This window comes from Roseateles aquatilis (genome assembly GCF_002205645.1).
GTDB lineage: Bacteria > Pseudomonadota > Gammaproteobacteria > Burkholderiales > Burkholderiaceae_C > Roseateles > Roseateles aquatilis.
On record NZ_NIOF01000003.1, the window covers coordinates 264100 to 276202 of the forward strand.

The window sequence follows — 12103 nt, forward strand, 5'->3', positions numbered from 1 at the left end:
CTTTGTAACCACAGCGACCTGTAACAACGACATGGGCCTCGGGCACAATCGGGGCTCCATTCGTTCTGCAAGCCAATGAGCACCAAGACGATTGCCTCCTCTTCCGGCGTTGCCGCCCAGGCGGACGCCGCGACCCCCTCCCAGACGCCCTCGTCTTCCCGAAACCTCGCCGCGCTGACGCGCCGCTCGCTGCTGGGCGGTGTCGCCGCCGGCATGGCGTTGCCGACGTGGGCGCAGTTCCGCGTCGAGATCGCCGGCGTCGGCGCCAGCCGCGTGCCGATCGCGATCAGTGACTTCCGGGACGAGACCTCCACCGGCCAGCCGCTCGCCGCGATCATCCGCGCCGATCTGGAACGCAGTGGCCAGTTCAGCATGGTGCCTGGCCAGGCCGGCATGACCGAGACCTCCGCACCGCAGTTCGTCGACTGGCGCGCGCGCGCCGCCGACGCGCTGGTGGCGGGCTCGGCGACGCGCCTGGCCGACGGCCGCTTCGACGTGCGCTACCGGCTGTGGGACGTGGTCAAGGGCACCGACCTGGGCAGCGAAAGCGTGCCGGTCGTGCCCGCCGACCTGCGCCTGGCCGCGCACAAGATCGCCGACGCGATCTATCAGAAGCTCACCGGCGACCGCGGCGTCTTCGCCACGCGCCTGGTCTACGTGAACAAGGCCGGCCCGCGTTATTCGCTGCGTGTCGCCGACGCGGACGGCGAGGGCGAGCAGACCGTGCTGGCCAGCCCCGAGGCGATCATCTCGCCGGCCTGGTCGCCCGACGGCAACGAGATCGCCTACGTGTCCTTCGAGACCCGCAAGGCGGTGGTCTGGATCCAGGACCTGCGCAGCGGCCGACGCCGCAAGATCGCGGACTTCCGCGGCAGCAACAGCGCCCCGGCGTTCGCGCCGAGCGGCCAGCAACTCGCGATGACGCTGTCGCGCGAAGGCGGCTCGCAGCTGTTCCTGATCAACAAGGACGGCTCCGGCGTGAAGCGGCTGACGCAGAGCTCCGCGATCGACACCGAGCCTGTGTTTTCGCCGGACGGCGCGACGATCTTCTTCGTCAGCGACCGCGGCGGCGCGCCGCAGATTTACAAGATGCCGGCATCGGGCGGCAATCCGGAGCGCGTCACCTTCTCCGGCAACTACAACATCAGCCCGTCCATCAGCCCGGACGGCCGCACGATGGCCTACATCACCCGTGTCGGCGGCGGCACCTTCAAGCTCTGCGTGATGGACCTGGGCAGCGGCCAGGTCCAGCAGATCACCGACACCAGCGACGACGAGAGCCCGAGCTTCGCGCCCAACGGCAAGCTGATCGTCTACGCGACACGCGCCGGCGGACGGGACGTGCTGATGACCTCGACGCTGGACGGCAAGGTGAAGGCCAAGCTGGCCACGCCGACCGTCGCCGACATCCGCGAGCCGGCCTGGGGGCCGTACGGAAATTGATGGTTTTTCGGCGCACCGGGCACGTGTTTTGCCTACCTTGGCGTCGCGCTTCGCCCGCCGCGTGCGAGCCATGAGCGCGCCGAGCCGTCGGTGCTCGGGCGAGGCGCGGTTGGCCTCGCATACGTGATAGCCGATGATTCACAATTGCTTTTTTGTGGCTTCACCGGCGGCGCAGTTGGCCGCCATGTCCTGCCCGTAACCCGCCTGCCTTTGATCAATAGGAGCGAATGCCCATGAAACTCGAAAAACTGATGCTTGGCCTGGTGGCCGCGGCAGCCCTGTCCGCCTGCAGCTCGACCAAGCTGGACGAGCCCACGCCGGTGGAAACCAAGACGCCGGTCGTCACCGCCCCGCAGCCGACCCCGGCCGATCCGAACGCCGGCTCGCAGAACAAGATCACGACCGTCGACCTGGGCGCCCAGTTGGACGCCGCCGCCGCCAAGGCCGGCAACACCGTCTTCTTCGACTACGACAGCTATGTCGTCAAGGACGACTACCGCAACGTGGTCGAGGCGCATGCCCGCCGCCTGAACAACCGCAAGACGCTGCAGATGAGCCTGGAAGGCCACACCGACGAGCGCGGCGGCAGCGAGTACAACCTGGCGCTGGGCCAGAAGCGCGCGGAAGCCGTCGCCAAGTCGCTGACGCTGCTGGGCGTGGCGGCCAGCCAGGTCGAGCCGGTGAGCTTCGGCAAGGAGCGTCCGGTGGACCCGGGCCACAACGAGGCCGCCTGGGCGAAGAACCGCCGCGTCGAACTGCGCGACAAGTGAGATCGATGACATGAGCATGCTGCGACTTTCCCGTGTCACCCGCGGCTTCGATCTGGGCGCCGTCGCCCAGGCCGTGGCGCTGACCGCCGTGCTGGCGCTGGGCGTGGCGGGGCAACCTGCCCGCGCCGCGCTGTTCGAGGATGACGAGGCCCGCAAGGCGATCCTCGACATCCGCGCCAAGCAGGCGCAGAACGAGGAAGCGCAGCGTGCCCGTGTCGCCGACCTGCAGAGCCAGCTCGAGACCGCCCGCCGCGGTCTGCTGGACCTGTCCGGCCAGATCGACGCGCTGCGCGGCGAGCTGGCCAAGATGCGCGGCCAGAACGAGCAACTGGCCCGCGATCTCTCCGAGACGCAACGCAAGGTGGCCGACCAGTCGGCCACGCTCGACAACCGGCTGCGTCCGCTGGAGCCGCAGAAGGTGTCCCTGGACGGCAAGGAATTCCAGGCCGATCCGGAAGAGAAGCGCCAGTTCGACGCCGCGATGGGCCTGATCCGGCGCGGTGATTTCAACGAGGCGGTGTCCGCGTACACCTCCTTCCTGCAGCGCTTCCCGGCCAGCGGTTATGCGGATTCGGTGCGCTTCTGGCTGGGCAATGCCCAGTACGGCAAGCGCGACTACAAGGGCGCGATCGCGACCTTCAAGGCTTTTGTCGCCGCCAATCCCGATCACCCGCGCGCGGCCGAGAGCCAGTTGGCAATCGCCAATTGCCAGATCGAGCTGAAGGACACCAAGGGTGCCCGCAAGACGCTGGAAGACCTCGGCAAGGCCTATCCCGGCACCGAGGCGGCGAAGGCCGCCAAGGAACGGTTGACCGCGCTGCGCTGAGCTGAATCACGGGAGGCCGCGCGGCCTCCGACGTCCTGAAGCCTCGTCGGCGCGTCGACGGGGCTTTGTTGCTTCTGACGCCCATGTCGGGCGGACCCGGGAAAGAATGTCGGCATGACCATCAACGATTCGCGCCCCTCCGCCACCGAGCCGACGGCGCACGCGGCACCGGCCGAGCACGGACCGCTGGACCCTGACGACGAGGCGGTCGAGGCGCGTGTCGCGCAGGCCGCGGCCGCCGTGGTCGCGAAGACCACCGGTCATGCGCCGACCGCGGCCGATGTCGACGCCGAGCGTCGCTTCGGCGGCCTGCGACGCCTGCACGGTGACCGCGACTATGCGCGGCTGCGCGCGGCGCGGTTCTGCGTCGTCGGGCTGGGCGGCGTGGGCTCCTGGGTGGTGGAGGCGCTGGCCCGCATGGGCGTGGCGCGGCTGGTGCTGATCGACCTCGACCATGTGGCCGAGTCCAACATCAACCGCCAGGTGCAGGCGCTGGGCAGCACGCTGGGCATGGCCAAGGCCGAGGCGCTGAAGCAGCGCGTCGCCGACATCCACCCGGGTTGCGAGGTGATCACCATCGAGGACTTCGTCGACGAGGCCAACTGGCCCGCGCTGCTCGGCGACGTCCAGGTGGACGGCATCGTCGACGCCTGCGACCAGGTGCGCGCCAAGGCGCAGGTGGCGGCCTGGGCGAGGGCGCTCAAGCTGCCGCAGGTCTGCATCGGCGCGGCCGGCGGCAAGCACCGGCCGCAGGACGTGGAGATCCTGGACCTGTCCGAGACCACGCATGACCCGCTGCTGTCGAGCCTGCGTCAGCGGCTGCGCAAGTTCCATGCGGCGCCGCGGGAGGGGCGGATGGGCGTGCGCTGCGTCTTCTCCCGTGAGCCGGTCACGCGGCCGGCGGGTGTCGAGGCCTGCGACATCGACGGCAACCTCAATTGCCACGGCTATGGCTCGAGCGTGGCGGTCACCGCGGGCTTCGGCATGGTGGCCGCCGCGGAGCTGGTGACGCAGTATGTGAAAGCACTTGCGCGCTCCGAAAAAACCAGCCTATAATCTGCGGCTCTGCTGAGGGGGCACACCCTCGAAGCGAAGGCTTTAAACAGCTTCGGGTCGTTAGCTCAGTCGGTAGAGCAGCGGACTTTTAATCCGTTGGTCGCAGGTTCGAATCCTGCACGACCCACCATCCATCTCCGATGGATACCCTTGGGGGCTCTTAGCTCAGTTGGTAGAGCAGCGGACTCTTAATCCGTTGGTCGAAGGTTCGAATCCTTCAGGGCCCACCAACCGATCTCCTCTGGAGATCGTCTCGAAAGAGATTCGACGCGAGTTGTCACGTTGATCGAAGCGTTAGCGACGATTGTGCGATTCCTGCAAATCGGATCGATATCGATGAGGGAATCAGGTCGGGACGGGTCGAATATCTGACATAATCGCTGCTTCGCTTGGAAACTGGCGGACACGAAAGAATTCAGGGCTCTTAGCTCAGTTGGTAGAGCAGCGGACTCTTAATCCGTTGGTCGAAGGTTCGAATCCTTCAGGGCCCACCAAAGTCGAAAGGGACTGCAGCTTGCTGCAGTCCCTTTTTGCATTTCCCGTGCCGATCCTGCGCGCGGCCGGACCTTCCGCCGCCCCAGGGGCTTTGCTCGCTCGGCTAGACTGCCGGCCGCATTCACCGCACTCGTTTCACCGAGGCTCATCGCGCCATGTCCCAGACGTCCCAGATCCAAGAAGCCACGTTGCTGCAGGCCCTGCAGCAGGTCGTGGACCCGAACACCGGCCGCGACTTCGTCACGACGAAGCAGTTGCGCCACCTGAAGGTGCAGGGCGACGCGGTCAGCTTCGACATCGAACTGGGTTATCCCGCCGCCAGCCAGATCGACGGCCTGCGCGCGGCGCTGGTCGCCGCGGCGCGGGCGGTGCCGGGCGTCGGCAATGTCAGCGTGGGCGTGAGCAGCGTCATCACCGCGCACGCGGTGCAGCGCGGCGTGCAACTGCTGCCGGGCGTGAAGAACATCGTCGCGGTTGCGTCCGGCAAGGGCGGCGTGGGCAAGAGCACCACGGCGGCCAACCTGGCGCTGGCGCTGTCGGCCGAGGGCGCCAAGGTCGGCCTGCTGGACGCCGATATCTATGGTCCCAGCCTGCCGCTGATGCTGGGCGTCAGCGGCCGTCCGGAAAGCACCGACGGCCAGACGATGGAGCCGCTGGAATCTCACGGCCTGCAGTTGATGTCGATCGGCTTCCTGGTCGAGGACGACCAGGCGATGGTCTGGCGCGGCCCGATGGCCACGCAGGCGCTGGAGCAACTGCTGCGCCAGACGCGTTGGCGTGATCTGGACTACCTGGTCATCGACATGCCGCCCGGCACCGGTGACATCCAGCTGACCCTGTCCCAACGCGTGCCGGTGAGCGGCGCGGTGATCGTGACCACGCCGCAGGACATCGCGCTGATCGACGCGAAGAAGGGCCTCAAGATGTTCGAGAAGGTCGGCGTGCCCATCCTGGGCATCGTCGAGAACATGGCCATCCACGTCTGCAGCCATTGCGGCCACGCCGAGCACATCTTCGGCAGCGGCGGCGGCCAGCGCATGGCGGACCAGTACGGGCAGGAGCTGCTGGGCTCACTGCCGCTGGCGATGGCCATCCGCGAGCAGGCCGACAGCGGCAAGCCCACCGTCGTGGCCGAGCCCGACAGCCCGCACGCGCAGGCCTACAAGGCCATCGCGCGCAAGGTGGCGGTGAAGCTGGCGGGGCAGGCGAAGGACTACTCGTCGAAGTTCCCGACGATCACGATCTCGAAGAACACCTGACGCGAGACGCGACGCGCCTCGGCGCGCGCGACCGCCGCGCCATCACCGGCCGCCGACGGCAACGTCGCCGGCCGGTTTTTTCTGGGCGCGATCATCGCGACCAGCGACCAGCGATCAGCGCTGCTCGCCGCGGTGCACAAAACTTTGCCTCCCACCGGCACGCGACCTGCCGTGTGCGCCCTGCATCCGCTCCCTGCGGACAGGGGTGACTACGGATTGGACAAACCCCGGGCTTTGTGCCGAAATAGGCCGGCGGGCCGCGTGCCGGCCGTGTGATTCACCCAGGTCGGCCACGACGCCGAACCCAGGAGGCATCAGATGGACATGAACCGGAGGCACTTCTTCCGGGTGAGCGGGGCGGCCGTGATGGGCTCCAGCCTCGTCGCGCTGGGGTTCTCCCCCACCGCCGCGCTGGCCGAGACACGCCAGTTCAAGCTCGCCCGGGCGACCGAGACCCGCAACACCTGTCCCTACTGCTCGGTAGGCTGCGGCGTCATCATGTACTCGCTCGGCGACAAGGCGAAGAACGTCACCGCCGACATCGTCCACATCGAGGGCGACCCCGACCACCCCGTCAATCGCGGCACGCTGTGCCCCAAGGGCGCGGGCCTGCTGGACTTCGTCCACAGCCCCAACCGCCTGAAGTACCCGGAGATCCGCGAGGCCGGCGCCAAGGAGTGGAAACGCGTCAGCTGGAACGAGGCGATGGACCGCTTCGTCAAGCTGCTCAAGGCCGACCGCGACGCCAACTTCATCGCCACCAACAGCGACGGCAAGACCGTCAACCGCTGGCTGTCCAGCGGCATGATCTGCGCCTCCGCATCCTCCAACGAATCGGGCTACATCACCCACAAGGCGATGCGCTCGATGGGGATGCTCGCGTTCGACAACCAAGCCCGCGTTTGACACGGACCGACGGTGGCCAGTCTGGCCCCGACGTTCGGCCGCGGCGCGATGACCAACCACTGGGTGGACATCAAGAACGCCGACCTGGTGCTGATCATGGGCGGCAATGCCGCCGAGGCGCATCCCTGCGGCTTCAAGTGGGTGATCGAGGCCAAGCATCACAACAAGGCCCGGTTGATCGTGGTGGACCCGCGCTTCACGCGCTCGGCCGCGATGAGCGACTACTACGCGCCGATCCGCGCGGGGTCCGACATCGCGTTCCTCGGCGGCGTCATCAACTACCTGCTGAGCAACGACAAGATCCAGCACGAGTACGTGCGCCATTACACGAACGCGCCTTTCATCGTCGGCGAGGGCTACAAGTTCGACGACGGCATCTTCTCCGGCTACGACGAGACCAAGCGCGCCTACAGCAACGCGTCCTGGGCCTACGAGATGGACGAGAAGGGTTTCGCCAAGGTCGACATGACCATGCAGCACCCGCGCTGCGTGCTGCAGGTGATGAAGCAGCATTACGCGCGCTACACGCCGGAGATGGTCAGCCAGATCACCGGCACGCCCAAGGACAAGTTCGTCGAGGTGTGCCGCCAGATCGCCGAGACCTCGGCGCCGGGCAAGGTCATGACGGTGATGTACGCGCTGGGCTGGACGCAGCACAGCCAGGGCTCGCAGATCATCCGCACCGGCGCCCTGATGCAGCTGCTGCTGGGCAACATCGGCCTGCCGGGCGGCGGCATGAACGCGCTGCGCGGCCACAGCAACATCCAGGGCCTGACCGACCTGGGCCTGCTGTCCACCTCGCTGACCGGCTACATGAGCCTGGCCAAGGACAGCGAGCAGGACCTGCCCACGTACTACAAGAGCCGCGCCACCCAGCCGCTGCGGCCCAACCAGATGAGCTTCTGGCAGAACTATCCCAAGTTCTTCGTCAGCCAGCAGAAGGCGTGGTGGGGCAAGGCCGCGACCAAGGACAACGACTGGGCCTTCCATTACCTGCCCAAGTGGGACAAGGGCTACGACGTGCTGCAGGCCTTTGAGCTGATGCACCAGGGCAAGGTCAACGGCTACATCTGCCAGGGCTTCAACCCGGTGGGGTCCTTCCCCAACAAGCAGAAGATCGTCGAGAGCCTGTCCAAGCTCAAGTTCCTGGCCATCATCGATCCGCTCAACACCGAGACCGCCGAGTTCTGGAAGAACTTCGGCGAGCACAACGACGTGAAGAGCGAGGACATCCAGACCGTGGTCTTCCGCTTCCCCAGCACCTGTTTCGCGGAGGAGGACGGCTCGCTGACCAACTCCGGGCGCTGGCTGCAGTGGCACTGGAAGGGCGCCGAGCCCCCCGGCGAGGCCAAGGGCGACGCCGAGATCATCGCGGAGATCTTCCTGCGCATGCGGGCGATGTACCAGAAGGACGGCGGCGCGTATCCGGACCCGATCGTCAACCTGACCTGGCCGTACAAGATCCAGAACAGCCCCTCGGCCGAGGAGCTGGCGATGGAGTTCAACGGCAAGGCGCTGAGCGACGTCACCGACCCCAAGGACCCGACCAAGGTGCTGGCCAAGGCCGGCGAGCAGCTGTCGGGCTTCGGGCTGCTGCGCGACGACGGCTCCACCAGCAGCGGCTGCTGGATCTACGCCGGCGCGTGGACGCAGGCCGGCAACCAGATGGCGCGGCGCGACAACAGCGATCCGTGGGGCATCGGCCAGACGCTGAACTGGGCCTGGGCCTGGCCGGCGAACCGGCGCGTGCTCTACAACGCGGCCTCCTGCGATCCGACCGGCAAGCCGTGGAACGCCAGGCGGCGGCTGATCAGCTGGAGCGGCGACAAGTGGGGCGGCTCCGACGTGCCGGACATCCGGCCCGACGCCAACCCCAACGACGAGGACGCGGTGCGGCCCTTCATCATGACGGGCGAGGGCGTGGCGCGGCTGTTCGCGCCCAGCGGCATGGTGGACGGTCCGCTGCCGGAGCATTACGAGCCGTTCGAGTCGCCACTCGACAACAACCCGCTGCATCCGACCAACCCGAAGGCGAAGAACAACCCGGCGGGCCGCGTGTTCAAGGGCGACTTCGCGCAGTTCGGCAAGCCGGACAAGTTCCCGTACGTGGCCACGAGCTACCGGCTGACCGAGCACTTCCATTACTGGACCAAGAATGTGCGCACCAGCGCCATCATCCAGCCGCAGCAGTTCGTGGAGATCGGCGAGGAGCTCGCGAAGGAGAAGGGCATCGCCAACGGCGACCAGGTCAAGGTCAGCTCCAACCGCGGCTTCATCAAGGCCGTGGCGGTGGTGACCAAGCGCGTGGCGTCGCTGGACGTGGGGGGCAAGCGGGTGCATACCGTCGGCTTGCCGAATCATTGGGGCTTCGTCGGCGTGGCCAAGCCCGGTTATCTGGTCAACACGTTGACGCCGTTCGTCGGCGACGCGAACACCCAGACGCCGGAGTTCAAGAGCTTCACCGTCAACATCGAGAAGGCTTGAGCCATGTCCTCACTGCAATCCCTCGACATCGCCAAGCGCTCCGCCACCACGCTGCCCAGCCCCGACGCGCGGCGGCACATCCCGGAGGTGGCCAAGCTCATCGATGTCTCGTCCTGCATCGGCTGCAAGGCCTGCCAGGTGGCCTGCATGCAGTGGAACGACCTGCGCGACGAGGTGGGCGAGAACCACGGCACCTACGACAACCCGCGCGACCTGACGCCGCAGTCCTGGACGGTGATGCGCTTCTCCGAGGTGGAGGTCGTCGAGAACAAGCTCGAATGGCTGATCCGCAAGGACGGCTGCATGCATTGCGACGATCCGGGCTGCCTCAAGAGCTGTCCGGCGCCGGGCGCGATCGTGAAGTACCAGAACGGCATCGTCGACTTCATCTCCGAGCACTGCATCGGCTGCGGCAACTGCGTGACGGGCTGCCCCTTCGACGTGCCGCGCATCTCCAAGGCCGACAACAAAGCCTACAAGTGCAGCCTGTGCTCGGACCGCGTCGGCGTCGGCCTGGAGCCGGCCTGCGTGAAGGCCTGCCCGACCGGGGCGATCCGCTTCGGCTCCAAGGAGGACATGCTGGAGTTCGGCGCCGAGCGCATCGTCGACCTGAAGGAGCGCGGCTACGCCAATGCCGGCGTGTACGACCCGCCGGGCGTCGGCGGCACGCACGTGGTCTACGTGCTGCAGCACGCGGACCAGCCCGGGCTGTACCACGGCCTGCCCAAGGATCCGCGCATCAGCCCGCTGGTGTCCCTGTGGAAGGGCGCGGCCAAGCCGTTGGCGGTGGCCGCGATGATCGGCGCCGCGGTGGCGGGCTTCTTCCATTACATGAAGGTGGGACCGCTGGAGTCCGGCCATGACGAGCCGGACGAGGACGAGGAGTTCGCCGACGAGGCGCGCCGCGACGGCCGCCCGGCATCGCGTGCCCCGATCGCTCCGCCGGACGGCGGCCTCTGAACCCCACACGGGAGATCGTCATGGCCTTGCTGCAACGTTATCGCGACAGCCAACGGATCAACCACTGGATCGTCGCGCTGCTGTTCCTGTGCGCCGGGCTCTCGGGCCTGGCCTTCTTCCACCCCAGCCTGTTCTTCCTGACCAACCTGTTCGGGGGCGGCCCGTGGACGCGGGTGCTGCACCCCTACATGGGCGTGGCGATGGTAGTGGCCTTCGTCTTCCTCGCGCTGCAGATGTGGCGGGACAACCTCTGGACCGGCGCCGACTCGCAATGGATGCGCCAGAGCGCCGGCCTGATCGCGGGCAGGGACAAGGCGGCGGCGCACCCGGCCTACAAGTACAACGCCGGACAGAAGATCGTGTTCTGGATCATGGTGGTGTCGCTGCTGATCCTGTTCGTCACCGGATTCATGTTCTGGCATGCCTGGTTTCCGGAGGGCAACATCCTGATGCGGCGCATCGCGGTGGTGCTGCACTCGGCCTCGGCGGCGATCCTGATCCTGACGATCATCATCCACGTCTATGCCGCGATCTGGGTCAAGGGGTCGATCCGGGCGATGACCCGTGGCACAGTCACCGAGACCTGGGCCGCCCACAACCACCCGTTGTGGCACCGGGAAGTGAAGGAGCGCCCCCCCGCATGACCGACAGCCGTCCCGTCCGTCTGATGACACCCGAGGAGATCGCGGTGAACGCCGGCGCGCGCGCCGCGCCGCTGCATACCCCCGACATCGGCCTCTTCGCCGAACGCGCGCTGCGGCTGCGTCAGCTCGCTGAGGGCCACGCGATGCGGGACTACCTGATGTTCGCGGCCGAGCTGGTCCAGCGCCAGGATGGGCTGCTGAAGCAGCCGCGCGTGCTCAAGCTGCCCGACGAGACCGCGATCAACAGCGCGATGGTCGGCGGCGAGCCGCCGCTGGACGCGCAGCGCTTCCCGCGCGACCCGGTGTGGCGCGAGGAACTGCGGGCGCTGCTGGCCGCGTTGGCCCAGGCGACGATTCCCGAGCCGACCCGCGCGCTCGTGCGGCAATGGGCCGATGCCGACGACGACCTGCTGGAGAAGCAGGCCACGGCGTTGCTGGCCGGCGGCGGGCCGGGGCTGGACCCGGCCGGCGCGCCGTTGATCGCCGCCGCGCTGCAGGTGTACTGGACGCGCCTGGTGCGGCAGCTGCAGGACCGTTACGAGCAGGGCGACCGCGGCCAGAACGTGCCGCCGTTCTGGCAGATCGACGACCCGACGGTGTGCCCGTGCTGCGGCTCGCGGCCGGTGGCGTCCATCACCCGCGTCGCGGCGGAGCTGTCGGGGCAGCGTTTCCTGGCGTGCTCGTTGTGCGGCACGCAGTGGCATTACGTGCGCATCAAGTGCACGCATTGCCAGGGCACCAAGGGCATCAGCTTCCAGGGCCTGGTCGGCGAGGACGGCAGGAAGTCCGAGGCCGTGCAGGCCGAGTGCTGCGAGACCTGCGGGCATTACCTGAAGCAGGTCCACATGGAAAAGGACCTGCGCGTCGAGCCGCTGGCCGACGACCTGGCGACGCTGACGCTGGACCTGCTGGTCGGCGAGCTGGGCCTGGCGCGGCGGGGCTTCAATCCGTTGCTGATCCTGGGCGAGCCGGAGGCCGCGCACGACGGCCGGCACGCCGCGCACGGCGCCGCCGCCGACACGGCGCCCGCCGTGTACCAGGAGGGCGCGCCGCCGCCCGATCCCGGGAGACATTGAGCATGAAGCCCGAGGCATCCATGGTTCATGGTCCGACGGCAGGCTCCCCAGTCAGCCCTCCCGTCACGTCATCGATCTCCGCCGCGTCCGGCGACGCGGCCACGGCCGTGCGCGTTCCGGAGGTGGATGCCGAGGCCGTCCCGGCGATCCCTGCGATCCCGGCGGATCTTCCGGGCCCTTCGGT

General features: G+C 67.8%; 10 protein-coding genes and 3 tRNA genes. 12 read left to right on the forward strand and 1 reads right to left on the reverse strand.

Annotated elements, in window-relative coordinates; genetic code table 11:
* Positions 1-75 precede the first annotated feature (75 nt).
* The 8 genes from tolB to apbC all read left to right on the forward strand — a co-directional run bounded on the left by tolB (position 76) and on the right by apbC (position 5849).
* Entirely contained in the window at positions 76-1443 is a 1368-nt protein-coding gene (gene tolB / locus CDN99_RS09455) for a Tol-Pal system beta propeller repeat protein TolB (RefSeq protein ID WP_088384606.1), read from the forward strand.
* Positions 1444-1676: 233 nt separating this feature from the next.
* Positions 1677-2213, forward strand: coding sequence for a peptidoglycan-associated lipoprotein Pal (pal, locus tag CDN99_RS09460; RefSeq protein ID WP_238139444.1), 537 nt, complete (start codon positions 1677-1679; stop codon positions 2211-2213).
* Positions 2214-2229: 16 nt separating this feature from the next.
* Positions 2230-3039, forward strand: coding sequence for a tol-pal system protein YbgF (gene ybgF / locus CDN99_RS09465; protein WP_310732470.1), 810 nt, complete (start codon positions 2230-2232; stop codon positions 3037-3039).
* 114 nt (positions 3040-3153) lie between these two features.
* A complete protein-coding gene (locus CDN99_RS09470; protein WP_088384609.1) occupies positions 3154-4095 on the forward strand; it encodes a tRNA threonylcarbamoyladenosine dehydratase in 942 nt (313 codons plus the stop codon).
* 54 nt (positions 4096-4149) lie between these two features.
* Positions 4150-4225: transfer RNA gene (locus CDN99_RS09475), tRNA-Lys, on the forward strand.
* A gap of 24 nt (positions 4226-4249) precedes the next feature.
* Positions 4250-4325, forward strand: a tRNA-Lys gene (locus tag CDN99_RS09480).
* A gap of 188 nt (positions 4326-4513) precedes the next feature.
* Positions 4514-4589: transfer RNA gene (locus tag CDN99_RS09485), tRNA-Lys, on the forward strand.
* Positions 4590-4745: 156 nt separating this feature from the next.
* Entirely contained in the window at positions 4746-5849 is a 1104-nt protein-coding gene (gene apbC, locus CDN99_RS09490) for an iron-sulfur cluster carrier protein ApbC (protein ID WP_088384610.1), read from the forward strand.
* Here apbC and CDN99_RS28210 read toward each other — a convergent pair.
* Positions 5804-6010 (reverse strand): hypothetical protein, encoded by a 207-nt coding sequence (locus CDN99_RS28210; protein ID WP_141100719.1) that lies wholly within the window; start codon positions 6008-6010, stop codon positions 5804-5806. The genes apbC and CDN99_RS28210 overlap by 46 nt on opposite strands.
* Before the next feature lie 157 nt (positions 6011-6167).
* Between CDN99_RS28210 and fdnG the strand changes: the two genes are divergently transcribed.
* From fdnG to fdhE, 4 genes are read left to right on the forward strand one after another with little or no spacing between them, the layout of a single operon-like run.
* The gene (fdnG, locus tag CDN99_RS09500) at positions 6168-9239 is read left to right on the forward strand and encodes a formate dehydrogenase-N subunit alpha (RefSeq protein ID WP_141100720.1); all 3072 of its coding nucleotides are present in this window, start codon (positions 6168-6170) and stop codon (positions 9237-9239) included.
* A 3-nt stretch (positions 9240-9242) separates the two neighbouring features.
* Positions 9243-10199: a formate dehydrogenase subunit beta gene (gene fdxH / locus CDN99_RS09505; protein ID WP_088384612.1), complete on the forward strand. Its 957-nt coding sequence runs from the start codon at positions 9243-9245 to the stop codon at positions 10197-10199.
* Positions 10200-10219: 20 nt separating this feature from the next.
* A complete protein-coding gene (locus CDN99_RS09510) occupies positions 10220-10843 on the forward strand; it encodes a formate dehydrogenase subunit gamma (RefSeq protein ID WP_088384613.1) in 624 nt (207 codons plus the stop codon).
* Positions 10840-11919 carry a formate dehydrogenase accessory protein FdhE gene (gene fdhE, locus CDN99_RS09515; RefSeq protein WP_088384614.1) on the forward strand — a complete coding sequence of 360 codons (1080 nt, stop codon included), beginning with the start codon at positions 10840-10842 and terminating at the stop codon, positions 11917-11919. Before CDN99_RS09510 ends, fdhE begins: the two co-directional genes overlap by 4 nt.
* Positions 11920-12103: the final 184 nt, after the last annotated feature.

What these genes read in the sequence shown, in the direction of transcription:
- tolB (WP_088384606.1), top strand. Translation starts at nt 76, where the DNA reads ATGAGCACCAAGACGATTGCCTCCTCTTCCGGCGTTGCCGCCCAGGCG.
- pal (WP_238139444.1), top strand. Translation starts at nt 1,677, where the DNA reads ATGAAACTCGAAAAACTGATGCTTGGCCTGGTGGCCGCGGCAGCCCTG.
- ybgF (WP_310732470.1), top strand. Translation starts at nt 2,230, where the DNA reads ATGCTGCGACTTTCCCGTGTCACCCGCGGCTTCGATCTGGGCGCCGTC.
- CDN99_RS09470 (WP_088384609.1), top strand. Translation starts at nt 3,154, where the DNA reads ATGACCATCAACGATTCGCGCCCCTCCGCCACCGAGCCGACGGCGCAC.
- apbC (WP_088384610.1), top strand. Translation starts at nt 4,746, where the DNA reads ATGTCCCAGACGTCCCAGATCCAAGAAGCCACGTTGCTGCAGGCCCTG.
- fdxH (WP_088384612.1), top strand. Translation starts at nt 9,243, where the DNA reads ATGTCCTCACTGCAATCCCTCGACATCGCCAAGCGCTCCGCCACCACG.
- CDN99_RS09510 (WP_088384613.1), top strand. Translation starts at nt 10,220, where the DNA reads ATGGCCTTGCTGCAACGTTATCGCGACAGCCAACGGATCAACCACTGG.
- fdhE (WP_088384614.1), top strand. Translation starts at nt 10,840, where the DNA reads ATGACCGACAGCCGTCCCGTCCGTCTGATGACACCCGAGGAGATCGCG.